The organism is Micromonospora echinospora (assembly GCF_014203425.1).
GTDB classification, from domain to species: Bacteria; Actinomycetota; Actinomycetes; order Mycobacteriales; family Micromonosporaceae; genus Micromonospora; species Micromonospora echinospora_A.
Genome location: NZ_JACHJC010000001.1, coordinates 483,139 through 505,622, shown reverse-complemented (window position 1 = coordinate 505,622; position 22,484 = coordinate 483,139). Strand labels below are relative to the sequence as shown.

The following is a 22,484-nucleotide window of genomic DNA, read 5'->3' as shown; positions in this document are numbered from 1 at the left end:
CTCACCGGCCCAACCGGGCCAGCGCGTGGGCCGGCCGGTCCGTGATCACCCCGTCCACGCCGGCTTCCAGCACGAGTTCCAGATCCTCCGGCTCGTTGACCGTCCAGACGTACACCGCGTTGCCGGCCGCGCGCAGCGCCGGGACCAGCCGCGGCCGGGCCCGGACCAGACCCATCCCGGGACCGGCGATCCGGCTGCCGAACGGCAGCCGGCCCAGCGGCAGCAGGCGCGGCAGCACCTCCAGCAGCAGCACCGTGGGCAGCGCCGGGGCGAGTTCCCGGACCCGGCGTACGGCCAGCGGCGAGAACGACATCACCGTCACCTGGACGGGACGCCCCGGGCGGGGCTCGTCCAGCCCGTACCGGCGCAGCAGCGCGACCAGGCGGCGCTCGACCTCGCCCCGGTAGCGCGAGGGGTGCTTGGTCTCGATCAGCAGCCGGACCGGCCGCCCGGCGTCGAGCACCGCGTCGAGCAGCCGCTCCAGCGTGAGCAGCCGGGTGTGCGACTCGTCCAGCGGCGCGTCGTCCTCGGCGAGCGTCGCGGCCCGGTGCCAGGAGCCGAAGTCGAGCGCGTCGAGTTCGGCGAGCGTACGCGCGCTGACCAGCCCGCTGCCGTTGCTGGTCCGGTCCAGCCGGCGGTCGTGCACGCAGACCAGGTGCCCGTCGCGGGTCAGCCGGACGTCGCACTCCAGCCCGTCCGCGCCCTCCTCGATGGCGCGGAGGTAGGCCGCGAGCGTGTGCTCCGGCAGGTCGTACGAGGCGCCGCGGTGGGCGAAGACCAGGGGGACGGTCATGACCGCCTCAGGCGACCCGGCCCGGCTGTCCGTCGTCGGTGACCACCGGGCGGCCGGCGGCGGCCCAGTCACCCATCCCGCCCTCGACGTTGCGCACCTGGTCCCAGCCGTTACGCATCAGGTAGCCGACGACCTGGGCGGAGCGGCCGCCCGAGCGGCAGATCACCGCCACGTCGCGGTCCTGCGGGATCTCGGCGATCCGGGCGGGCAACTCGGTCATCGGCAGGTGATGGGCGGCCGGCGCGTGGCCGACGGCCCACTCGTCGTCCTCACGGACGTCGAGCAGGTAGACGTCGACGGGCACGGCCGACGCGGGGACGCTGGGTAGCGGGGCTCCGAACACGGTCACCAAGCCTAGTCGCCCGGACCGCTCACAGCCGGTTGACCCAGCGCGGGTTGGCGCCGGCCCATTCCGGCACGTGTGTGTCGCGCAGCGCGGCGAAGAGCCCGCCGCTCCCGCTGTCCAGCACCACGTACGAGATCCCGTCGATGGTCTGCGGGTAGGAGGGGATCTGGACCCCGCGCAGGGCGTCCGCGGGCAGCCCGCGCAGCGCGAAGAGCAGCTCGTCCAGCGGTACGCCGTTGGTGTCCACGGTCAGCGCCCCGCCGGCCGCGCGCAGCACCCGGTCCAGCTTGACCGGGTCGGTGCGCAGGCGCGTCTCGCCGGCCCGGTCGAGCACCGCCCGGAGCATCTGCTGCTGGTGCCGCTGCCGGTCGAAGTCGCCGCCGGGCAGGTCGTAGCGCTGCCGCACGTAGTCGAGCGTCCGGGCCCCGTCCATCTGCTGGCAGCCCGCGTCGAACTGGTGCCGGGTGTGGATCGAGCGCACCGGCGTGTCCACACACATCCGGATGCCGCCGAGCTGGTCGATCACCTGCTTGAAGCCGGAGAAGTCGACGAGCGCCGCCCCGTCGAAGCGGATTCCGGCGAGCCGGCTCAGGGTGGCGCTGAGCAGCCGGGCGCCGCCCTCGCCCCCGCCGCCGTGCTCGTACGCGGCGTTGACCTTGTCCTGGCCGCCGGGGAAGCCGGGCGCCGCCGGGAGCGCCACCAGCAGGTCGCGGGGTACGGAGATCAGGTACGCCTGCCGCATGCCGGCCGGCACGTGCACGATCAGGATGCTGTCCGAGCGCTGGTCCTCGGGGTTCGCGCCGGGCCGGTGGTCGGAGCCGATCAGGAGGTAGTTGAGCGCGCCGTCCAGCTCTGTCCGCTTCTTCCGGGCGGCCGGGTCGAGCAACTGCTCCTTGGCGACGGTGCGGTCGTAGCGGTGGGTGAGCCAGTTCAGCCCGGCCACGCCGAGCGCGGCGAGCAGGACCAGGGCGAGTCCGGCGCCGAGCAGGAACCGGGCCCAGCGGGCAGGTGCGCCCCGCCCGCGTCGGTTCCGTGCTGGCCTGGACGTGACGATCCCCCCGTAGCCGCGACATGAGACCCGCTCACGTCAGGCTACGGGGGGATCGGCCGGCCGGTGGCGCTTTCGCGCAGGTCAGCAGGTCATTTACGGGTGGAGAGGACGTCCGGGTTGGAGATCACGAAGTCGGCCAGCTTGTCGTTCTTGACCGCCTGGAACATGTCCATGGTCGTCTCGTTGAACGTCTCCCGGCCGTTGTTGTTGCCGGCGAACGTCCCCCCGTTGGTCCGCAGGGTGACCAGGTCGTTCCCGTTGAGGTTCTTGAGCGTGAAGATGAAGTCCGCGATCGGTACGCCGCCGGTGTCCAGGACGAACGCCTTGCCGGCCGCCTTCATCAGCGCGTTGAGCTTGATCGGGTTGGTCAGCATGCCGCCCTCGGTGGCCTTCTTGGCCATCGCCTTGATGAGCTGCTGCTGGTTCTGCTGCCGGTCGTAGTCGCTGTTCGGCAGGCCGTAGCGCTGGCGGGAGTAGTCGAGCGCCTCCCAGCCTTCCATCTCCCGGCAGCCCTTCTTGTGCACCACTGCCTTGTACGGCTTGCCGGTCTTCTTCGCGTCCGCGTTCCACATCGCCTTGCCGTCGACGTACGACATGTGGTGCGACTTGACCTCGTGGCTCACGCAGATGCGTACCGAGCCGAGCGCGTCGATCACGCTCTTGAAGCCGCCGAAGTTGATGATCGCGGCGCCGTCGAAGCCGATCCCGGTCATCGACTTGATCGTCTTGGCCATCAACTGGGCGCCGCCCTCCCAGCCGCCGCCGTTCTGGGCGCCGTGGAAGAAGGCCGCGTTGATCTTGTCGGTGCCGCCCTTGTAGCCGCTCTTCTCGAACGCGGGGATACGCGCCTCGGTGTCCCGGGGGATCGAGATCAGGTACGCCTGGTCGTGGCTGGCGGGGATGTGCAGGATGATGATCGTGTCCGACCGGACGTCATCGGCGGCCCAGCGCTCGCGGGCGTCCACACCGAGCAGCAGCATGTCGATCGGGCCTTCGAGGCTGTTGCCGCCCTCGGCCTCGCTCTTGCCGGCCCCGCCGAGCAGGTTGCGCTGGGCGATGTTGTCGGTGGCCTGGCCGATTACCGCCTTGCTGCCGACGATCGCGACGCCACTGGTCACCATCAGCACGGCGCCGAGCACCAGCGTGAGCTTCGCCCAGAGTGGGTCCTTGCGCTTGGTGCGCTTCTTCTTGCCACCGCCGGAACCGCGACCGCCAGGACCGGGCTGTGTGGGGATGACCGGAGGGACCCGCCCGGATGATCCGGGTGCCGGTGACTGCGGGCGACGGCTGGTCTGGACCGACATGCGTGCTCCAGCTCGGTGATCGGGGGCGGGACCACTTTACGTATATGTTCCCGTTCTCGCGACCTCGTAGGGCGGCAATTCCCATCAATACCGGCCCACGTTCTCGGTTGTGGCCGAACGGGCAGGGGTAAGGGGCCGGTCGGCGGTTTTGCCGCCGCGGTGGCGTGGTTCTCACGCGCGACACCGGCTCTGTCGTTCGTGCGCTGCCGTCAGCCGCCGGCGCTGTCGCCCGAACCCTTCTGGTTGGCCTGCATCCACTCGGCCATCCGGTCCGCGGCGATCGCCTTGTACATCGCCAGCGCCTTCTCCCGGTCGGAGACCACCACAGACTGGCCATCGATGGTCTGGCCGCCCAGGTGCGGGCTGGTGACGAACGTGAGGTTCTCGCCTCGCAGACTGCGGAACTGCACTGCCATGTCGGTCAACGAGAATCCCTGGTCGACCGTGACGGCGGCGGTCACCGCCTTGAGGAAGTCGTTCAGCTTCTTCGGGTTGGTGAGCGTCCCGGTGCTCGCCGCCTTGTCCATCAGCGCCTTCAGGAACTCCTGCTGATGCCGCATGCGGGCGAAGTCGCCGTCCGGGAACTGCTTGCGCTGCCGGACCCAGTCCAGCGCCTCGGCGCCGTTCATGTGGTTCACGCCCTTGGTGAACGTCCGGTACGGCTTGTGGATCGAGGTGATGGTCCGCTCCACCTTGAGGTCGACCCCGCCCAGGGCGTCGGTGACCTCCTTGAAGCCACCGAAGTCGATGGCCATGACGTGGTCGATCCGTACGTCGGTGAAGCACTCCACGGTCTTCACCGCGAGCGGCAGGCCGCCGAACGCGAACGCCGCGTTGATCTTGTTGCGGGAACCCGAGTCGCAGGACGCGCCGGCGTTCTCCGGGATCGGCACGTACAGGTCACGCGGCACCGAGACCAGGTAGGCGCGCTTGTGGTCGGCCGGGATGTGCATGACGATCACGGTGTCCGCGCGCCACTTGCCGGAGCCGTCGACCGGGGCGTCCGGGTCCCGCGAGTCGCTGCCCACGAGCAGGATGTTGAACGCGCCGTCGACCTGCTTGGCCGGGCGCCCGCCGGTGATCCCGGCGAACGGGTCCGTACGGGCCAGGTCGTCGTCGAGGTTGCGGGCGTAGAACCAGGCTCCGAGGCCGCCGAGCAGCGCCAGCACCAGCACCACGACACCGGCCACCAGGCCGATGCGTCCCCAGCGGGGCCGGGGGCCGCGCCGGCCCGGACCACCCGGGCCGCCGTCGCCCGGACCGCCGGGTCCGGTCGGCCCCACGGGACCGCCGGTACGGCCCGAGCGGGGCGCCTCGTCGTGCGGGGGATACCAGCGGGCATCCGAGGTGCGGGCGCGCCCGGTGGCGCCCCGGCCGGAGCCGGGAACCGAAGCGCGGCCCGCATCCCGGTTCAGGTGGTGCGGGAAGGGGGCGCCGGCAGACGAGGTCGCTGACATGTAACCGAGGGTAGGTCGGCCGGGCCACCGACGCCCTCGACGCGCGCCGATGTCAGCCGCGTCCCGGGCGGGTTCAGTACCCGAGCCGCCCGCGGAAGTACTCGATCGTGCGCCCGAGTCCGTCTTCGGGCGTGACGCTCGGCTCATATCCAAGCAGTTCGCGGGCGAGGGTCAGGTCCGGACGGCGCATCTCCGGGTCGTCCGAGGCGCGAGTGATGTAGCTCACCTCGGACGTGCTTCCGGTGAGTGACACGATCGTCTCGGCCAGTTGCCGCATCGACATCTCGTGCTCGGTGCCGCAGTTGATCGGCCCGGTCTGCGTCGAGTCGAGCAGCAGCAGGATTCCGCGCACCAGATCGTCGACGTAACAGATCGAGCGGGTCTGGTTGCCGGTGCCGTGCACGGTGATCGGCTCGCCGCGCAGCGCCTGGGAGATGAAGGTCGGGATCGCCCGGCCGTCGTCCGGGCGCATCCGCGGGCCGTACGTGTTGAAGATCCGCACGATCGCGGTGTCGGTGCCCCGGCTGCGGTGGTAGGCCATGGTGGCCGCCTCGGAGAAGCGCTTCGCCTCGTCGTAGACGCTCCGGATGCCGATCGGGTTGACGTTGCCCCAGTACGTCTCCCGCTGCGGGTGCTCCTTCGGGTCGCCGTACGCCTCGGAGGTGGAGGCCATCAGGAACCGCGCGCCGTCGTCGGTGGCCCGCTCCAGCAGCGCCAGCGTGGCGACCGAGCCCACCCGGAGGATCTCCACCGGCAGCTTCTCGAAGTCGGTGGGGCTGGCCGGGGACGCCATGTGCAGGATCGCGTCGAACCGCTCCGTCATCGCCGGGTGGTGCGGCAGGCCGTCGGAGATGTCCGCCTCGACGAGCGTGAAGGTCGGCTTGTCCAGCAGGTGGGCCACGTTCTCCTTGGACCCGGTGACGAAGTTGTCCAGCACCACGACCGTGCAGCCGCGCTCGACGAGCCGGTCGACCAGGTGGGACGGGACGAAACCGGCGCCGCCGGTGACGAGGATGCGGTGTCCGCTACCGAAGCGGGGAGCGACCTTCATGGCGGTCAGCCTATACACGCGAGGCGGGGCCCCCGCGTACGGCAGGGGCCCCGCTCGACGTGCTGATCAGTGCGCGCCGGCTCCGGTGAGCGAGCGCACCTCCAGCTCCGCGTACTTCTCCTCGTCGCTCTCCTTGGACAGGATCGTGCCGAGCCAGCCGCACAGGAAGCCGAACGGGATCGAGATGATGCCCGGGTTCGACAGCGGGAACCAGTGCCAGTCGTGGTCGGGGAACATCGCCGTCGGCACGCCGGACACGACCGGCGAGAAGAAGACCAGCAGCACGGCGGAGAGCAGGCCGCCGTAGATCGCCCAGACCGCGCCGGAGGTGTTGAACCGCTTCCAGAACAGGCTGTAGAGGATCGCCGGCAGGTTGCCCGAGGCGGCGACCGCGAACGCCAGCGCTACCAGGAACGCCACGTTCAGGTTCTGCGCGAAGATCGACAGGACGATCGAGACCGCGCCGATCCCCAGCGCGGAGATCCGGGCGACGTTCACCTCCTGCCGCTCCGACGCCTCACCCTTCTTCATCACGTTGGCGTAGAAGTCGTGCGCCAGGCTGGACGACGACGCCAGCGTCAACCCGGCGACCACGGCGAGGATCGTGGCGAACGCGACCGCCGCGATGATCGCCAGCAGTGTCGCGCCGCCCAGGTTCCCGCCGAGGAAGTCCACGCCCAGCGCCTCGGCCAGCTGTGGCGCGGCCGTGTTGCCGGCCTTGTCCTGCTCGGTGATCGCCTGCCCGCCGACGATCGCCGCCGCGCCGAAGCCGAGGGCCAGGGTGAGCAGGTAGAACGAGCCGATGATGCCGATCGCCCAGAGCACGCTCTTACGTGCCGCCCGCGCGGTCGGCACGGTGTAGAAGCGGATCAGGATGTGCGGCAGGCCGGCCGTGCCGAGGACCAGCGCGATGCCCAGCGAGAGCAGGTCCATCTTGCTGTAGAACGTCTTCAGCGCGTCGCCGGGCGTCTCCACGCCGTAGCGCAGCCCGGGTTCGAGGAACGCCGCTCCCTTGCCCGAGGCGTCGGCCGCGTCGCCGAGCAGCGACGACAGGTTGAACTTGTACTTGGCGAGCACCAGCAGCGTCATCACCAGCGCGCCGCCCATGAGCAGGAACGCCTTGACGATCTGCACGTACGTGGTGCCCTTCATGCCGCCGACCGTCACGTAGATGATCATCAGGGCGCCGACCATGATGATCGTGGCGACCTTGGCGGTGTCGGCGTCCATGCCGAGGAAGGTGGTGCCCGGCTTGATGCCGAGCAGCAGCGCGACGAGCGCGCCGGCGCCGACCATCTGGGCCAGCAGGTAGAAGATCGAAACGGTGATGGTGGAGACCGCCGCCGCGGTCCGGACCGGCCGCTGCCGCATCCGGAACGCCAGTACGTCAGCCATCGTGTACCGGCCGGAGTTGCGCAGCAGTTCGGCCACGAGCAGCAGCGCCACGAGCCAGGCGACCAGGAAGCCGATCGAGTAGAGGAAGCCGTCGTAGCCGTAGAGCGCGATGATGCCGGCGATGCCCAGGAAGGACGCCGCCGACATGTAGTCGCCGCCGATCGCCATGCCGTTCTGGAAACCGGAGAAGGACCGGCCGCCGGCGTAGAAGTCGGTGGCGGTCTTGGTCTGCCGGCTGGCCCAGACGGTGATCGCCAGCGTGATCGCGACGAAGACCAGGAACAGCGTGATGGTGAGGTTCCGGGCGGTGGTGCTGCCCGCCTCAGCCGCGAGGACCGTGTTCATGGGTCACCTCCCCCATCTCGTCGCGGATCCGGTCGGCGACCGGGTCGATCCGGCGGTTGGCGAACCGGGAGTAGAGCCAGGCGATGACAAACGTGGAGACGAACTGGAGCAGGCCGAAGACCAGGGCGACGTTGATGTTGCCGATCAGCTTCGTGCCCATGAATCCCCGCGCGTACGCGGAGAGGATGACGTAGAGCGCGTACCACAGGAAGAACGCGACGGTCATCGGGAAGATGAAGCCGCGCAGCGCGCGCCGCAACCCGGCGAACTCGTCGGACCGCTGGACGGCAAGGTACCGTTCCGCCGTCGACTCGGCGGGTGCGGACGCGGGTGTGTCCGTGGACATCTGTGGATCACCACCTTCGCAGGCGTGGGGGAGTTTCGCGCACGGTAGAGAGCGCGCTCCCCGCCCGGGAAGGCTCCGCCGCCCGGCGGCGAACGGCTGCGCCGAACGGCGCCCCGGCTGCGCCGAGTGACCCACATCACTCCGCTAACCGGTCACCCCGACCTCCTCCCACCGCCCTCCGGCCGCCCTCCCGCCGACAAGCGACGATCATGAAGTTGGCGGCGACAAATCGGACGCCGAACACGGTCAACCTCATGATCGACCGGCCAGGGCCGGGCCAGGGCCGGGCCAGGGCCGGGCCAGGGCCGGGCCGGGGCGGGCCGGGGCGCGACCGGGGCGGGGTGGGTCAGTCGGTCAGCTCGCGGTAGCGGCCGCGGTAGTGCAGCAAGGGGAGGGTGTCCGCGGGGAGGTCCACCGACTCGATGGTGGCCTCGACCAGCAGGCCCCAGCCGTACTCGCGGGCGGTGTCGAGCCGGCACCCCGCCCACCCGCCGGCGTCCGCCGGCACCGGCCCGTACGGCGTCTCGGTCCAGGCGTCGAGGGCGAACAGACCGCCGGGCGACGGGAACAGGCCGGCGAAGCGGTCGGCGAGCTGCCGGTGGCGCGGGCCCAGCGGGGCGACCGCGAACCGCCCGGCCTCCTCGACCGCGGCCCACAGGTCCGACTCCGGATCAATCAGCCCGAGCAGCCGGGCCGGCTCCCCCTCGGCCACGAGCGTGGACGACACGGTCAGCCCGGCCGGCCCGGGCGCGGTCCAGAGCGTCACCGGAGCGGCCAGCCGGCCGCGCAGCCGTCGTACCGGCGAGCGTTGCCCGGCCGGCGCCGCGAACGGATCGGTGGAATGGATCTGGGCGCCCGGCTCTGGATTCACGTGAAACATTGTGCCGTCCGTTGCCGGGCGAGGTCCGACGGAACGCCCTACCCTGCCGGGCATGAATCTCATCCCCCCGCAGCAGCTCGCCCAGGAACGGGTCGTCGCCGCCGATGCCGTCCTCGGCGGCCAGGTCGACCTGCGCGCCTATCCACACCGGCACCTGCTGGTCCGGGCGAACAACGCCTGGGGTCGCCGGGCGTTCCAGCCGCTGATGGAGGCGGTGGAGCACCTGTCCAACTACGGCTGGGAGCTGGTCACCATGACGAGCGTCGGCGACGGGCACACCGTCTACGCGGCGATGCGCCGTACCGCCTGACGCCGGATCAGTCGCCGGCGAGCGACTGGCGGGCGGCGGCCAGCACCTCCGGGTCGGCGCAGCCGGCCGCGTACCCGGCGATCCGGCGGCGGATGTCGCGCCCGAGCAGCCACACCCCGATCCGCTCGGCCACCGGGCGCAGGAACGCCGGCCGGCAGCGGAAGTTGTACCGCCAGGTCGCGATCGTGGTGCCGGGCTCGGGGCCGGGCGCGAAGCGCCAGCCGCCGCCGAACCGCTCGAAGAACCACGGCCCGCGCACCATCTTCATGCCGACGTTCGTCGGCGGTGACCACGAGACGTACTCGCTGACCATGACCAGGCCGTGCCGGGAGCGGGTGTACGTGCGCACGCCCCGGCCGGGCCCCGTCGCGCCGTCGACGAAGTGCTGCTCGCGGACGAACGGGTCCCACCGGTAGCGGACCGGCGCGACGGTCTGGGAGACCGCGAACGCCAGCTCCGGGGGGATCGGGACCGTGGTGACCGCCTCTACGACCGGCATCAGCGCCTCGGGGTGACGGTGGCCAGCAGCTCCGGCTGCCGGCGGTCCAATGTGTCCCCGGCAAGGTACGCGCCGAGCAGCGCCGCGCCCACCCCGTACGCCAGGCCGACCGGCAGCGCCAGCCACAGCCACACGTCGCCGAGCAGCGCGGCGGCCCCCACGAACGGCACCGCCGTCATCGCGGAGGCGACCATGGACACCAGCGTGAGCAGGCCCTTGGTGAACCCCGCGCCGCTGTTCATGGCGAACGGGTTGGTCGACTCGGGCAGCGAGTACGCGCCGAGCACCGACACGAACCCGTTGATCGCCAGCCCGCAGCCGTACGCGGCGAACAACGCGCCACCCATCACGCCGAGCCATGCGGGACGCCCCAGCACGAGCGCCAGCGCGACCGCGATCACGACGAGCATCGGCACCACGTAGATCGAGAACGCGGCCATCCGGGCCCGCAGCTCCACCCGCCCGGGCACCCCGGCGACCAGGTTCGCGGCGTACGAGCTGCCGTCGAAGCCGAACTGGTTGGCGAGCGTCAACGACGCGAGCGCCCCGACGAAGATCATGGTGACGCTCACCAGCGCCGGCGACGAGTCGGCGGTGGCCCGCTCGACCGCGGCGCCGCCGTCGGACAGGAACGCGGGACCGCCGAGGTTGACCATCAGCGGCACGAACACACCGACCACGGCCACGGTGATCAGGTTGGCCCGGCGGCGGGCGTCCCGCCACCAGTAGCGGCACTCGCGGGCGACGAGCGCCCCGAACCGGTCCCGCCGCGCCCAGCCCATCGCGCGGGGGAACAACTGCGTCACCGCGCCGCCGGTCGCGCCGCGCGGCGTCCGCGCCGGGCCGCTGCTCGCGGTGCCCACCATCGCCGACTCCAGCGACCGCGACCACCAGAGCAGGAGTACGCCGAGCGTCGCTACCGCGATCAGCAGCTTCGCCACCGCCGTGCCGGCCCGGCCCTCGGCCACGTCCACGCCGGCCGTCCACGGCGCGCCGAACGGCGTCCAGCCGACCACCCGGGCCACGCCGTCCAGCCGGTCCCAGTCGGTCTGCCGTACCGCGGCGAACACGAGCAGCTGCAACGGCCCGAGCAGAGCGGCCAGTACGGCGAGCAGCACGGCCGCCAGGTCGCGTACCCGGCGGGACCGCAGCATCGTGGCGAACGCGCTGGTCAGCGCGCGGGCCCCGGCCAGGCAGACCAGCAGCCCGGCGACCACGCCGAGCGCGCCGACCAGGGCGGCGGACCAGCCGCCCAGCAGACCGGCGGTGACCACCAGACCGGCCGCGGTGAGCGTCGTCGCCAGCGCGGGCACGCTGACCAGGGCGGCGGCGAGCAGGCCGGTGACCAGGGTGCGGCGGGACAGCGGCAGCAGCGCGAACCGGGCCGGGTCGAGCGTCTCGTCCACGCCGAAGAAGACGAGCGGCAGGAGCAGCCAGCCGAGCGTGAGCAGGCCACCGCCGAAAGCGGCCACCATGAGGGCGTACCGGGGCTCGTCGGCCAGGCCCGGCGTGGCGAGCAGGAAGAACCCGACGGCGGCGAACCAGAGCCCGAGCAGCAGGCCCAGCACGAACAGCGCGATCCGCCACTTCTGGCCCCGGAAGTTGTTGCCGAGCACCCGCAGCTTGAGCCGGACGAAGTGCCGGGACGAAACGCGCCGGGCCGGCCGCTCGGGGACGGTCACCGGGACAGCCACGACAGCTCCTCGCCGGTGGCGGTCCGGCCGCCCACGACCTCCACGAACACGTCCTCCAGCGACCGGTCGCCGCGCACCTCGGCGAGCGTGCCGACCCGCGTGATCCGGCCCCCGGCCAGGATCGCCACGTGCGAGCAGAGCCGCTCGACCACCTCCATCACGTGGCTGGAGAAGATCACCGTGCCGCCGCCGCCGACGTACCGGTGCAGGATGTCCCGGATCAGCGCGGCCGAGACCGGGTCGACCGCCTCGAACGGCTCGTCCAGCACCAGCAGGCGCGGGCCGTGCAGCAGCGCGCAGGCCAGGCCGATCTTCTTCTTCATGCCGGCCGAGTAGTCGACGACGAGCGTGCGTCCGGCGTCGGAGAGCGCCAGCACGTCGAGCAGCTCCGCCGCCCGCTGGTCGACCACCGCCGGGTCCATGCCCCGCAGCAGACCGTGGTACGCCAGCAGCTCCGCCCCGCTCAGCCGGTCGAAGAGGCGTACACCGTCCGGCATCACGCCGAGCAGGCTCTTGGCGCGTACCGGGTCGGCCCAGACGTCGTACCCGAGCACCCGCGCCTCACCGGCGTCGGGCCGCAACAGGCCGACGGCCATGGAGAGCGTGGTGGTCTTGCCGGCCCCGTTCGGTCCGAGCAGGCCGTAGAACGAGCCGGTCGGCACGACGAGGTCGACGCCCGCCACCGCGACCTTGGTGTCGAAGCGCTTGGCCAGGCCACGAAGGGAGAGCGCCGGGTGCTGGTCGGTCATGGTCCGACCGTATCGGTCCCCGCCCAACGGCTGCTCGGACGGCAGGATGATCTCGCCTCATCCCTGAGAGGTACGAGTCGGATCGCCGACGGTGTGCAACCGGCGAACACGACGGGGGGTGTCAGGCGTACGAACGGCAGCGGGGAGAGAGATGGATCCGGACAGTGGGTTCGAGGAGTTCTACCGGAACAGCAGACAACGCGTGGTGACGGTGCTGTACGCGCTCGGCGGTGACCGGAGCGAGGCCCAGGACGCCGCCCAGGAGGCGTACGCGCGGGCCTGGCAGCGCTGGTCCCAGGTCGGCACGTACGACGACCCGGAGGCGTGGGTGCGCACCGTCGGGCACCGTCTGCTGGTCAACCGGTGGCGGAAGGTCCGTAACAGCGTCGTCGCCTACCGGCGGCACGGGCCGCCACCCCCCGTCAAACCACCCTCCGAGAACACGGTCGCACTGGTCACCGCGTTGCGGCAGTTGTCGGCTGACCAGCGGCAGGCGATCGTCCTCTACCACCTGGCCGACCTGTCGGTCGCGGAGATCGCGGCGCAGATCGGCGTGCCGAGCGGCACCGTCAAGGCCCGTCTCGCCCGGGGCCGTAAGGCCCTCGCAGCCCTGCTCGACGTGAACTTCCCGGAGGAGGTCCGCAATGCCTGACCCGATCTTCTCCGATCTCTACCAGGACACCGAAGACCTGATCTGGGCGCCCACCGAGCAGGTGCGCCGCCGAGGGCGGCAACGCGCCCGGCGTACCCAGCTCGCCGCCGGCCTGGCCGCTGCGGTCGCCGTCGCGGTCGTGGCGACCGGGGTGGTGCTGGCCCGTCCGGACGCCGCACCGCCACCGGTGCCCCCGGCGACAGTCGAACCGATCACGCCGACGCCGGCGCCCACGCCGAATTCCACGCCGTCGGCCGAGCCGTCCGCGAGCGGGACGTCGACGCCGAGTCGCACCGCAGGAGAGCCGGCCGCCAGCATCGGCGGCGGGCCGACCAGCCGTGCGCCGAGCCGGACGATTCCGGCGGCGGCGATGCTCCAGCTCGCCGATCTGCCGACGGGCTTCACGATGCGTACAGGAAAGGTGGACGGTGACTGGTCCCTGGAGTTCATGACCTCCTTCTGCGTGAACGAGTCGCCGACGCTGTCCGGCGGGGAGGTGGCCACCCGGTCGGTGGCGTTCGACTCGCCCAGCGACTGGATCGTCCAGCGGGTGACCCGGCACTCGGGCACCTCTGCCGCAACGGTCATGAAGAATCTCCGCAAGTTGGTCACGGGCTGCGAGATGGAGCAGCCGGGCGACTCGTTGTCGATCATGGCCGAGTCGCTCGGTGGCGACGACGGGGTGCTGGTGGGCAGCGAGGTCGGGGGGCGGCCCGGTCGCTGGCTCGTCGTCCGGCAGGGCGATCTGGTGGCGCAGCTCCGCCTCGACTCCCAGACCACGCCCACCGAGGCCCGCCGTACCGCCCGGTCGGTGGCGAACCGACTGTGCGCCGGCACGGACACCTGCTGACGGGTGTTCGGGTGTGAGGCGGGGCCGAGCGAGCGGGGCCCCGCCTCACAGGCGCAGCGACTCCGGGGTGTGCAGGCGGAGCATGGTGGCGCGGACGTCACGCGGGAGCCGCCGCCGGCTGGCCATGGAGACCACCACCATCACGGTGAACGCCAGCGGCACCGTCCACGCGGCCGGCTGCGTGGTCAGCGTCGCCGGCCAGCCGGTCAGCGGCGGGCCCAGCACGGTGAGCAGGACCGCGCCGACCGCCGCGCCGCCGCCGACCAGCACCCCGGCGGCGGCGCCCAGGTCGGTCAGGCCGCGCCACCAGATGCCGAGCACCAGCAGCGGGCAGAAGCTCGACGCGGCCACCGCGAACGCCAGTCCCACCACCTGTGAGACGTCCAGCCCGGAGACGTTCAGGGCGAGCACCGCGGGCACTCCGCCGGCGATCACCGTGGCGATCCGGAAGCCGCGTACCGAGCCGCGGCCCAGCACGTCTGTGGAGATCACCCCGGCCACGCTGGTGAGCAGGCCGGACGAGGTGGACAGGAACGCCGCGAACGCGCCTGCGGCGACAAGCGCGGCGAGCAGCCGGCCGGTGGTGCCGTCGCCGAGCGCCGCCCCGGGCAGCAGCACCACCACCGCGTCGGTCTGGCCGCTGACCAGCAGTTGTGGCGTGTAGATGCGGCCCAGCACGCCGTACACGGTGGGCAGCAGATAGAAGACGCCGACGAGCGCCAGCACCACCAGCGTGGTGCGGCGGGCGGCGGCCCCGTCGGGGTTGGTGTAGAAGCGGACCAGCACGTGCGGCAGGCCCATCGTGCCGAGGAACGTGGCCAGGATCAGCGAGTACGTGGCGAACAGCCCCTGGTCGTTCTCGCCCGCGGTGTCCGGCAGCAGCCACTCGGTGGGGCCGGTCGCCGCGCCGGACACCTCCGGCACCGGGTCACCGGCGGCGAACTCCAGGCGGTCGCCGGGGCGTACCTCCCGGATGGCGCCGTCGGGCAGGGTGAGCGTCGCGCGGTGCTCGACCACGACCGTGGTCGCGGTCCGGAACGTCGGCCCGTCGGGCGGGGTCACCGCCGGGCGGGCGTCGGCCTGCCACTGCAACGCCAGGAAGATCGCGGGTACGGCGAGCGCGGTGAGCTTCAGCCAGTACTGGAACGCCTGCACGAAGGTGATCGCCCGCATGCCGCCCAGCGCCACGTTCGCGGTGACCACCACGGCGACCAGCAGCGCGCCGAGCGGGTACGGCGAGCCGGTCAGCGTGGCCAGGGTCAGCCCGGCGCCCTGCAACTGCGGCACCAGGTAGAGCCAGCCGATGAAGATCACGAAGACGGTGGCGAGCGTCCGCAGCCGCCGCGAGCCGAGCCGCACCTCGCAGAAGTCGGGCAGCGTGAACGCGCCGGAGCGGCGCAGCGGCGCGGCCACGAACAGCAGCAGCGCGAGATATCCGGCGGCGAAACCGACCGGGTACCAGAGCACGTCCACGCCGTACTTGAGGATCAGCCCGGCGACGCCCAGGAAGCTCGCGGCCGACAGGTACTCGCCGCCGATCGCGGCGGCGTTCCAGGTCGGGCTGACCGCCCGGGACGCGACCAGGAAGTCCGAGGTGGTCCGGGCCAGCCGCAGCCCGTAGAAGCCGATGCCGACGGTGACCAGGGTGACGGCGACGATCGCCGGGACCACGTACCCGTTGGACATCAGCGTTCCGGCCGTCGGATCAGGTCGACGAAGTCCTGCTCGTTGCGTTCGGCCAGCCGCACGTACGCCCAGCCGACCACGATCAGGAACGGGAAGGAGACCACGCCGAGCAGCAGCCACGGCAGGTTGACCCCGAGCACCGTGACCCGGCCGACCGAGGGTGCGATGGCGAACAGCCACGGCAGGCCGCCGAGCCCGATCATCACCAGCAGGCTGAGCCGCAGCGCGAGCGAGAGCTGGGCCCGCATCAGTCCCTGCACCAGCGTCTCGCCGACCGGGGTCTGCTGGGTGAGTTCGGAGCGGGTGCGATCGGCCGGGCTGCCGGCCCGGGAGACCTCGGCCAGCACGATCCGGGTCCGCTTCGGCGTGGGGGCCGGCTGCGGGCTGTCCGGCTGCCGGGGGGCGGGCGGCGGCGACGCGCGCGGACCGGGAACCGGGACGGCCTCGACGGGCCGCCCCGGTGGATGCTGTTCCTCGGCTCCGGTCACCCCCGGCAGTCTCGCCCGCTCAGCCGGAATGTCAAGAGCCCGGCACGAGCCCTGTGCACAACTTGTGGATAACAGGTCACGCCTGTGGAAAACCCGGTGGATGAGCGTGGAGTCGTTGTGGACGAACCAGCGGGGTGTCCGGTTCTCCCGGCCGAGCCTCGTGCCGGACGTCTGCGTCGCGACAAGCCGATCCCGCTCGGCTGGAACCTTCCTCCCGTTCCGGGAGTGGACAGGTGGAGAGAGGGGGTGACGGGTGCCGGACGGTGATGTGATCGCTGAGGTCTATGCCGGTTCCTTCCGTCGGCTGGTGGTCCAGCTCTATGCGGTGACCGGCGACCTGAGCGAGGCTCAGGAGGCGGTCCAGGAGGCGTTCACCAGGGCCTTGACCACGCCTGGGCGGTTCGCGCGGCTGGACAATCCCGAGGCGTGGCTGCGACGGGTCGCGGTGAACGTCGCCCGCAGCCGGCATCGACGGCGGCGCGTTCTCGACCGGTTGCTGCTCCGGATCGGCCCTCCGCCCGCCGTCGCCGATCGGTCGCCGGAACACCTGGCACTGCTGGCCGCCATGCGGGAGCTGCCCGAGGCGCAACGAACCGCGTTGGCGATGCACTATCTGGTCGATCTTCCGGTGGAGGAGATCGCCACAACCCTCGGCGTCTCCACCGGGACGGTGAAGTCCCGGCTCTCCCGCGGGCGGCGGGCGCTCGCGGCGCTGCTCACCGATTCCGACGTGACCGACGTCATCAGTACCGGGAGGCTCGATGCCCGATCGTGAATTCTCCGGGTTCGAGGTCGACACCATCGCCGACGCCGTCCGGCAGCCGCCCCTGCACGAGTTGCGTGCCGTGGCACGTTCAAGGCGACGCCGGACGGCCGCGCTGGGGGCGACCGCCCTGGCCCTGCTGGCGACGGTGACCGTCGCGCCGCTGGTGGCTCAGCCGGGACGGTTCGGTTCGGAGGGGCGCCCCACGTCGTCGCCCGTCCCGGCGTTACCCGGCAAGCCCGGCGACTTCACGCTGACCGGCCCGCAGTCCGGGGTGGACGTACGGGTCGAGGACTGCCTGCTCCGCTTCGCCGGGACCAGCGACGGGGGACGGACCTGGTCCGACTGGAACGACGCCCGTTACGCGGCTGTCGACTGTGAGCCCGGCCCGGGCCGCGCCGGGAAGAGCCTGGAGTATTCGGTGCTCGGGGACCGCACCTATCTGGTTCGCGACGACGGGTCGCGCCGCCTCTCCACCGACTACGGCCGCACCTGGCAGGACGCAGACCAGGCGATCATCGGGGTGCGGGCGTTTCCGGAAACCGCCCGGCCGGTCCCCTGCCAGTTCACCTGTGGCGTCATGGACGAGCCGTTGGCGGTGGAACCCTCGACGGGACGGGTCTACCGGCTCACGGGCACGCCGCCGTCACCGCTTCGCCTCTTCAGCCTCTATCCCGCCTCGGACGGGAGCATCTGGACCACGTACTACCAGACCGGCGGGGCCGCGATCGGGGCTCGTAGCGCCGACCGTGGCGTGACCTGGACGACCTGGACGCCTCCGACGGGCACATCTCTTCTGGCTCTGGTGGGGGTCGACAGTCAAGAGGGCTATCAGCTCGTGTCCGATGCCAACGGCGCGGTGACGCTCGAACGGACCACGGACGGCGGGGCGATGTGGTCCACCACCGCGACCGGCCTGCCGAAGGGGCCGCACTGGGACCTGACGGTGGGGGCGAAGGGGGCCCTGTTGGCTGTCACGCAGGCTGGTCCGGACGGCAACCGCAGGGCGGAATTGCGGGTCAGTCGGGACGAGGGGCGGAGCCTCACGGTCGCGCGCGGGGACGGCTTGCCCACCGGCTCGGTAAGCGTCGCGCCCGGTTACGCCTGGCTCTTCCGTGGGGACAGCGGTTCGGGCGGGGAGGCGGATCACCTGGTGCTGACCCAGGACGGGCGTACGTGGGACAAGTTCCTCCTCGCCTCCCCATGACGAAGCGGGTGGGACCATCCGGTCCCGCCCACCGCCCCGTCGCCGCGTACGTGCGTGCGATTCACGCCGAGCCGGAGTCGATCAAAGCGCCTGGGTTCGGTCGAGCCCGACCCGTACCGGGTTCGCTGTCGCCGAGCCCAGCCAGGTGTGCGGGTTGCCGAACCAGCACCACCCGAGCTTCGGCGCGCCCTGACTGATCCACAGCGCCGGCACCCGCCGGTCGCCGCAGCGCGAGCCCACGAGCGAGAAGCACCTGTTGCTCGCCAGCGCCGCCGGGTACAGCGTGACGAACGCCAGGCCCTCGTCGATGGTGATCGGCAGCCGGTCCTTCGCGGTCATGTCCTCCAGCGCGGCCGACGGCGCCACGTTGCGGTACTCCTCGCCCCGGTCCACGTCGAAGAGCAGGTACGCGGGGCCGGGCGGCACCTCCAGCTCCTTGATGGGGTGGAACGCCGGCAGGTCGTCGGCGGGGAAGTTCCGGTCGAGGACGCCGGGCTTGCGCTTGCCGGCGAGCGTGGTGAGCGCGATCCGTTCCGGCACCGGCACCAGTTCCCGCGTGGTCACCAGCAGGAACGGCACCCGTCCCTCGGTGGGGCCGCTCAATTCGGCCGCCCCGGTGACCGCGGCGTCGCGCAGGGGGGTGAGCTGGGCACGGAACGCCTCCTCGGTCTGCCCGGCGAGCGCCGGATAGCCGAGCAGGACAAGGCGGTCGAGCTGGCTGTCGAATTCCGTGGCGGCGTCGAAGCGATCGTCGGACATGTGGTCCTCCACCCTGTCGTACGGTCTGCCGTACATCGTACGCCAGCTCCGCCGGGCGGCCCGCCCCTCAGCGACTCCAGTCCTGCTTCGCCGCGCGTACCAGCTTGTCCTTCAGCTCCCGGGTGTGCCGCCGGCTGACCGGCAGCTCGGAGCCGTCGATCACCACCACGTAGCCGGAGTTGACCAGCCGCAGCTCCGCGATGAGCCGCAACTGCACCAGGTAGGAGCGGTGGATCCGGACGAACCCGGCATCGGCCCAGCGCTCGGCGAGCGTGGCCAGCGAGACCCGGACCAGATGCGACCCCTCCGCCGTGTGCAGGCGCGCGTAGTCCCCCTGCGCCTCCACCCACCGCACCGCCGAACGGGGCAGCATCCGGGTGGTGCCGGCCAGCTCGATCGGGATCGTCGGGTCCTCCTCCGCCCGCGCCAGCGCGGCCGGGTGCGACGGCACCACCCGGGCGCCGATCACCCGGCGCAGCGACTCGGCCAGCCGCTCGGCGCGTACCGGCTTGCGGACGTAGTCGGTGGCGCCCAGGTCGAACGCGTCCACCGCGCCGTCGTCGTACGCGGTGACGAACACGATCGCCGGGGGCCGGGCGAACCGGCGCAGCACCCGGGCCAGCTCCATGCCGTCCAGGCCCGGCATCCGGATGTCGAGAAACACCACGTCCACGTCGTCGTCCCGGAGCACCCGCAGCGCCTCGGTCGCGTCCCCCGCCGTGTGCAGCCGGGCCACCCGGGGATCGGCGCGCAGGTGGTACGCCAGCTCGTCCAGCGCGGGCGGCTCGTCGTCCACCGCCAGCACCCGCAGGAACCCGGTGCCGGGCGTGGTCACGAGGAAACCCGTACGCCGGGGTGGAACTTCGGCACCCGCATGCTCACCTTCGTACCCGAGCCGAGGCCGGTCTCGACGACCAGGCCGAACCCGTTCCCGAAGGCCGACCGGAGCCGTTCGTCGACGTTCGAGAGGCCGACGTGCTGCCCCGGGTCGTCGGCCGGGTCGCTGCCCGCCCCGGACACCTCGGCGATCCCGGCGGTCAGCGTCGTCGGATCCATCCCCACCCCGTCGTCCTCCACCGTGATGTGACACTCCGCGCCCGCGTCCCGGGCCTCGATGCTCACCATGCCGGTGCCCGGCTTGCGCGACAACCCGTGGCGGACCGCGTTCTCCACGAGCGGCTGCAGGCAGAGGAACGGCAGCGTCACCGGCAGCACCTCGGGGGCGATCTGAAGACGCACCTGGAGCCGCTCACCGAACCGCGCCCGCTCGATGGTCAGGTAGCGGTCGATCGAGCGCAGCTCCTCGGCGAGCGTGGTGAACTCGCCGTGCGCCCGGAACGAGTAGCGCGTGAACTCGGCGAACTCCAGGATCAACTCCCGGGCCCGCTCCGGGTCGGTACGCACGAACGAACCGATCGCGGTCAGCGCGTTGTAGATGAAGTGCGGGCTGATCTGGGCGCGCAACGCGCGCACCTCGGCCCGGGCGAGCCGCTCCCGCGACGACTCCAGCTCGGCCAGGGCGAGCTGGTCACCCGCCCAGTGCGCGGTCTCCAGCGTGGCCTGCACCAGACCCGGGGCCGGGCGCTCGCCGGCCACCGCCACCAGCGCGCCGACCACCCGCCCGTCCGCGCGCAGCGGAGCCACCACCGCGCCGCGTACCGGGCAGTCGACCAGGTCGCAGCGCAGCTCCGACTCGCCCAGCACCGTGGAACGCCCGCTCCCGACCGCGCGCCGGGCCGCCGCGACCAGCTGATCGCCGTGGTGCGCGCCCTGCCCGTCGACGGCGAGCAGCGTGTCCCGGTCCGTCAGCGCCAGCCCGGCCGCGCCCACCAGGGCCCGCAGATGGCGTACGGCCTTCGCCGCGTCCGCGGCGGTCAGCCCGGCGCGCAGCGGCTCGGCGGCGAGCCCGGCGGTGTGCAGCACCTCGTACGTGGCGCGCTGCGTCGCCGTGGCGATGCCCTGTCGGGCGCGCAGCCGAAGTACCGCCCAGAGCGCCGCGGCCAACGCGGTGACGAGCGAGACCACGGCGAAGACGGCGGAGAGGTTGCCACCCACGCAGCGATCCTGCCGGGTGCCGTGCCCTCGGCGCTAGTACGCGCCCTTGCGGGCCAGCACCACGCCCACTGTGCGCCACAGGATGCTCAGGTCGTACGCCAGCGACCAGTTGTCGACGTAGTAGAGGTCGAGCCGGACCGCCTCGTCCCAGGACAGGTCGGAGCGGCCGGACACCTGCCACAGCCCGGTCATGCCCGGCCGTACCAGCAGCCGACGCCGGACGTCGCCCAGGAAGTCGCCGTCGTCGGCGGGCAGCGGGCGCGGGCCGACGAGCGACATCTCGCCCCACAGCACGTTGATCAACTGGGGCAGCTCGTCCAGCGACGAGGCCCGCAGGAAGCGGCCCACCGGGAAGACCCGGGGGTCCTGCTTCATCTTGAACAGCATGCCGTCGGTCTCGTTCCGGTCGACCAGACCGGCCAGCCGCTCCTCGGCGTCCACGTACATGGTCCGGAACTTCCAGACCTGGAACGTCCGCCCCTCGTGCCCGACGCGGGGCTGGCGGAAGAAGACCGGCCCGGGGTCGGAGATCCGGATGGCCAGGGCGATGGCGGTGAAGAGCGGGACCAGCATCAGCAGGCCCAGCCCGGCGGCGACCCGGTCCATCAGGTTCTTGACCAGCAGCGCCGGCCCGGACAGGGTCGGCTCCTCGACGTGCAGCAGCGGCAGGCCCTCGATCGGGCGGATGTGCACCCGTGGGCCGGCGATGTCGGTGAGCTGGGGCGCGACCACCAGGTCGACGCCGGAGCCCTCCAGCTGCCAGGCCAGCCGGCGCAGCTCGCCCGGCTCGGCGCTGGCCGAGCCGCAGACCGCGATGGTGTCGCCGCCGACCTCACGCACCAGCGCGAGCACGTCGCGGCCCGCGTACACCGGCACCGGGGTCTCCAGGCCGCGGGCGGCGGCGTACCCGTCGGTGAGGTGGATGGCCACCGGCACCAGGCCGACGGACGGGTGCCGGGTGACTGTGGTGTAGACCTCCAGGCACTCCGGCAGCGTGCCGACGAGCACCATCCGGTGCCCGGCGTGCCCGAACCGGCGGCGCAGTCCGTGCAGGGCGGCCCGGGCGATCATGCGGCCGAGCAGGATCAGCAGCATTGCGCCGAGCAGCGCGAAGCCGACAGTCCACCGGGACAGGGAGTAGGTCTTCGTGGCGAAGGCGATGAACGAGACCGCCGCCGCCACCGCCACGCCGGCCCGGATCACCCGCTTGAACTCGTCCGGGCCGAGCCCCAGGTAGCGCCGATCGTAGGCCCGGTTGCCCCAGAGGAAGAGCAGCCAGCCGAGCGGCAGGAGCACAAACGCCACGGTGTAGAACCAGGCTTGCGGCGAGTTGCGGAAGCCCGAGTCGGCCTGCTCGAAGATCTGCACGGCCAGGAAGCTGGCCAGAGCAGCCGCGCCGAAGTCGAGCAGCAGCAGGAACACGATGTAGGGCCGGTGCCACCGGGAGACCCGGCGCCGAGCGCGGGCCCACGCCGACCGGGGTACGCCGTTGTGCGACGGCGGAGTCGGCGGCTGGATCTCAAAGCTGTCGACGTGCCGCACGCTCTTGCTCCGGCCTCTGTCGGTTACCGGGCGCTGGAGGCTTGTCGTCACCTCAACCCATGTCCTCCCGCATGACCCGCACCCTCACTCGCCGTAAGGACCCGGGTCGCTCACCGTCCCAGTCTCCCACGCGGGCCCGACCCGGACCGGCCCCCGCGAAGAAGCCGTGCCGCTGGTGCTCGGTGAGATCTGGCCGGCTCCGAATCAGTTGTGAAGCCGGGGACCGAGCCACTATACCGATGGATGACCAGTCGGGTAGAGG

Annotated in this window: 23 protein-coding genes; 5 read left to right on the top strand and 18 right to left on the bottom strand. The window is 71.9% G+C overall.

What is annotated here, in order from left to right; genetic code table 11:
• Window position 1: 1 nt before the first annotated feature.
• The 9 genes from FHU28_RS02360 to FHU28_RS02320 form a co-directional block, all read right to left on the bottom strand.
• The gene (locus tag FHU28_RS02360) at window positions 2-793 is read right to left on the bottom strand and encodes a glycerophosphodiester phosphodiesterase (protein ID WP_184680415.1); all 792 of its coding nucleotides are present in this window, start codon (window positions 791-793) and stop codon (window positions 2-4) included.
• A 7-nt stretch (window positions 794-800) separates the two neighbouring features.
• On the bottom strand, window positions 801-1,136 hold the full coding sequence (locus FHU28_RS02355; protein ID WP_184680413.1) for a rhodanese-like domain-containing protein: 336 nt from the start codon (window positions 1,134-1,136) through the stop codon (window positions 801-803).
• Window positions 1,137-1,164: 28 nt separating this feature from the next.
• Window positions 1,165-2,082, bottom strand: coding sequence for an LCP family protein (locus FHU28_RS02350; protein WP_311773505.1), 918 nt, complete (start codon window positions 2,080-2,082; stop codon window positions 1,165-1,167).
• A gap of 197 nt (window positions 2,083-2,279) precedes the next feature.
• On the bottom strand, window positions 2,280-3,494 hold the full coding sequence (locus FHU28_RS02345; protein WP_184680411.1) for an LCP family protein: 1,215 nt from the start codon (window positions 3,492-3,494) through the stop codon (window positions 2,280-2,282).
• A 209-nt stretch (window positions 3,495-3,703) separates the two neighbouring features.
• Complete coding sequence (locus FHU28_RS02340) at window positions 3,704-4,951, bottom strand: LCP family protein (protein ID WP_073831096.1); 1,248 nt, start codon at window positions 4,949-4,951, stop codon at window positions 3,704-3,706.
• Between the two features lie 73 nt (window positions 4,952-5,024).
• Window positions 5,025-6,002 (bottom strand): NAD-dependent epimerase/dehydratase family protein, encoded by a 978-nt coding sequence (locus tag FHU28_RS02335; protein WP_184680409.1) that lies wholly within the window; start codon window positions 6,000-6,002, stop codon window positions 5,025-5,027.
• Between the two features lie 66 nt (window positions 6,003-6,068).
• On the bottom strand, window positions 6,069-7,742 hold the full coding sequence (locus tag FHU28_RS02330; protein WP_184680408.1) for a solute symporter family protein: 1,674 nt from the start codon (window positions 7,740-7,742) through the stop codon (window positions 6,069-6,071).
• On the bottom strand, window positions 7,720-8,088 hold the full coding sequence (locus FHU28_RS02325; RefSeq protein ID WP_184680406.1) for a DUF485 domain-containing protein: 369 nt from the start codon (window positions 8,086-8,088) through the stop codon (window positions 7,720-7,722). The genes FHU28_RS02330 and FHU28_RS02325 overlap by 23 nt, the downstream gene beginning before the upstream one ends.
• Before the next feature lie 346 nt (window positions 8,089-8,434).
• Window positions 8,435-9,031 carry a flavin reductase family protein gene (locus tag FHU28_RS02320; RefSeq protein WP_376700600.1) on the bottom strand — a complete coding sequence of 199 codons (597 nt, stop codon included), beginning with the start codon at window positions 9,029-9,031 and terminating at the stop codon, window positions 8,435-8,437.
• On the opposite strand from FHU28_RS02320, the gene FHU28_RS02315 reads away from it, so the two are divergent.
• Window positions 9,021-9,278, top strand: a complete 258-nt coding sequence (locus tag FHU28_RS02315) for a hypothetical protein (RefSeq protein WP_184680402.1) — start codon at window positions 9,021-9,023, stop codon at window positions 9,276-9,278. The genes FHU28_RS02320 and FHU28_RS02315 overlap by 11 nt on opposite strands.
• Window positions 9,279-9,285: 7 nt before the next feature.
• Here the strand turns inward: FHU28_RS02315 and FHU28_RS02310 are convergent, their stop codons facing one another.
• From FHU28_RS02310 to FHU28_RS02300, 3 genes are read right to left on the bottom strand one after another with little or no spacing between them, the layout of a single operon-like run.
• Complete coding sequence (locus FHU28_RS02310) at window positions 9,286-9,777, bottom strand: type II toxin-antitoxin system RatA family toxin (protein WP_184680400.1); 492 nt, start codon at window positions 9,775-9,777, stop codon at window positions 9,286-9,288.
• Window positions 9,777-11,471, bottom strand: coding sequence for an ABC transporter permease (locus FHU28_RS02305; protein WP_184680398.1), 1,695 nt, complete (start codon window positions 11,469-11,471; stop codon window positions 9,777-9,779). The genes FHU28_RS02310 and FHU28_RS02305 overlap by 1 nt, the downstream gene beginning before the upstream one ends.
• Window positions 11,456-12,220: an ABC transporter ATP-binding protein gene (locus FHU28_RS02300; RefSeq protein ID WP_184680396.1), complete on the bottom strand. Its 765-nt coding sequence runs from the start codon at window positions 12,218-12,220 to the stop codon at window positions 11,456-11,458. The genes FHU28_RS02305 and FHU28_RS02300 overlap by 16 nt, the downstream gene beginning before the upstream one ends.
• A gap of 151 nt (window positions 12,221-12,371) precedes the next feature.
• On the opposite strand from FHU28_RS02300, the gene FHU28_RS02295 reads away from it, so the two are divergent.
• Window positions 12,372-12,872, top strand: coding sequence for a SigE family RNA polymerase sigma factor (locus tag FHU28_RS02295; protein ID WP_184680394.1), 501 nt, complete (start codon window positions 12,372-12,374; stop codon window positions 12,870-12,872).
• Window positions 12,865-13,722, top strand: coding sequence for a hypothetical protein (locus tag FHU28_RS32395; RefSeq protein ID WP_260412831.1), 858 nt, complete (start codon window positions 12,865-12,867; stop codon window positions 13,720-13,722). The genes FHU28_RS02295 and FHU28_RS32395 overlap by 8 nt, the downstream gene beginning before the upstream one ends.
• A 45-nt stretch (window positions 13,723-13,767) precedes the next feature.
• On the opposite strand, the gene FHU28_RS02285 is transcribed toward FHU28_RS32395, so the two are convergent.
• Window positions 13,768-15,408, bottom strand: a complete 1,641-nt coding sequence (locus FHU28_RS02285; protein ID WP_184680392.1) for a sodium/solute symporter — start codon at window positions 15,406-15,408, stop codon at window positions 13,768-13,770.
• Entirely contained in the window at window positions 15,408-15,758 is a 351-nt protein-coding gene (locus tag FHU28_RS02280) for a hypothetical protein (RefSeq protein WP_174534015.1), read from the bottom strand. Before FHU28_RS02280 ends, FHU28_RS02285 begins: the two co-directional genes overlap by 1 nt.
• Before the next feature lie 391 nt (window positions 15,759-16,149).
• On the opposite strand from FHU28_RS02280, the gene FHU28_RS02275 reads away from it, so the two are divergent.
• Together FHU28_RS02275 and FHU28_RS02270 are read left to right on the top strand one after the other, a co-directional pair.
• The gene (locus tag FHU28_RS02275) at window positions 16,150-16,671 is read left to right on the top strand and encodes an RNA polymerase sigma factor (protein ID WP_184680389.1); all 522 of its coding nucleotides are present in this window, start codon (window positions 16,150-16,152) and stop codon (window positions 16,669-16,671) included.
• On the top strand, window positions 16,658-17,866 hold the full coding sequence (locus tag FHU28_RS02270) for a hypothetical protein (RefSeq protein WP_184680388.1): 1,209 nt from the start codon (window positions 16,658-16,660) through the stop codon (window positions 17,864-17,866). The genes FHU28_RS02275 and FHU28_RS02270 overlap by 14 nt, the downstream gene beginning before the upstream one ends.
• A gap of 81 nt (window positions 17,867-17,947) precedes the next feature.
• Here the strand turns inward: FHU28_RS02270 and FHU28_RS02265 are convergent, their stop codons facing one another.
• From FHU28_RS02265 to FHU28_RS02250, 4 genes are all read right to left on the bottom strand, one after another.
• Window positions 17,948-18,625, bottom strand: coding sequence for a DUF5701 family protein (locus FHU28_RS02265; protein ID WP_260412830.1), 678 nt, complete (start codon window positions 18,623-18,625; stop codon window positions 17,948-17,950).
• Between the two features lie 67 nt (window positions 18,626-18,692).
• Entirely contained in the window at window positions 18,693-19,460 is a 768-nt protein-coding gene (locus tag FHU28_RS02260) for a LytR/AlgR family response regulator transcription factor (RefSeq protein ID WP_073831082.1), read from the bottom strand.
• The gene (locus FHU28_RS02255) at window positions 19,457-20,680 is read right to left on the bottom strand and encodes a histidine kinase (protein WP_184680383.1); all 1,224 of its coding nucleotides are present in this window, start codon (window positions 20,678-20,680) and stop codon (window positions 19,457-19,459) included. The genes FHU28_RS02260 and FHU28_RS02255 overlap by 4 nt, the downstream gene beginning before the upstream one ends.
• A gap of 33 nt (window positions 20,681-20,713) precedes the next feature.
• Complete coding sequence (locus FHU28_RS02250; protein ID WP_184680381.1) at window positions 20,714-22,222, bottom strand: sugar transferase; 1,509 nt, start codon at window positions 22,220-22,222, stop codon at window positions 20,714-20,716.
• Window positions 22,223-22,484 lie beyond the last annotated feature (262 nt).

Bases quoted from the DNA above. Each gene is read 5' to 3' on its own strand.
- FHU28_RS02360 (WP_184680415.1), bottom strand. From the start codon at position 793: ATGACCGTCCCCCTGGTCTTCGCCCACCGCGGCGCCTCGTACGACCTG.
- FHU28_RS02345 (WP_184680411.1), bottom strand. From the start codon at position 3,494: ATGTCGGTCCAGACCAGCCGTCGCCCGCAGTCACCGGCACCCGGATCA.
- FHU28_RS02340 (WP_073831096.1), bottom strand. From the start codon at position 4,951: ATGTCAGCGACCTCGTCTGCCGGCGCCCCCTTCCCGCACCACCTGAAC.
- FHU28_RS02335 (WP_184680409.1), bottom strand. From the start codon at position 6,002: ATGAAGGTCGCTCCCCGCTTCGGTAGCGGACACCGCATCCTCGTCACC.
- FHU28_RS02330 (WP_184680408.1), bottom strand. From the start codon at position 7,742: ATGAACACGGTCCTCGCGGCTGAGGCGGGCAGCACCACCGCCCGGAAC.
- FHU28_RS02325 (WP_184680406.1), bottom strand. From the start codon at position 8,088: ATGTCCACGGACACACCCGCGTCCGCACCCGCCGAGTCGACGGCGGAA.
- FHU28_RS02315 (WP_184680402.1), top strand. From the start codon at position 9,021: ATGAATCTCATCCCCCCGCAGCAGCTCGCCCAGGAACGGGTCGTCGCC.
- FHU28_RS02320 (WP_376700600.1), bottom strand. From the start codon at position 9,031: ATGAGATTCATGCCCGGCAGGGTAGGGCGTTCCGTCGGACCTCGCCCG.
- FHU28_RS02310 (WP_184680400.1), bottom strand. From the start codon at position 9,777: ATGCCGGTCGTAGAGGCGGTCACCACGGTCCCGATCCCCCCGGAGCTG.
- FHU28_RS02300 (WP_184680396.1), bottom strand. From the start codon at position 12,220: ATGACCGACCAGCACCCGGCGCTCTCCCTTCGTGGCCTGGCCAAGCGC.
- FHU28_RS02295 (WP_184680394.1), top strand. From the start codon at position 12,372: ATGGATCCGGACAGTGGGTTCGAGGAGTTCTACCGGAACAGCAGACAA.
- FHU28_RS32395 (WP_260412831.1), top strand. From the start codon at position 12,865: ATGCCTGACCCGATCTTCTCCGATCTCTACCAGGACACCGAAGACCTG.
- FHU28_RS02285 (WP_184680392.1), bottom strand. From the start codon at position 15,408: ATGTCCAACGGGTACGTGGTCCCGGCGATCGTCGCCGTCACCCTGGTC.
- FHU28_RS02270 (WP_184680388.1), top strand. From the start codon at position 16,658: ATGCCCGATCGTGAATTCTCCGGGTTCGAGGTCGACACCATCGCCGAC.
- FHU28_RS02265 (WP_260412830.1), bottom strand. From the start codon at position 18,625: ATGTCCGACGATCGCTTCGACGCCGCCACGGAATTCGACAGCCAGCTC.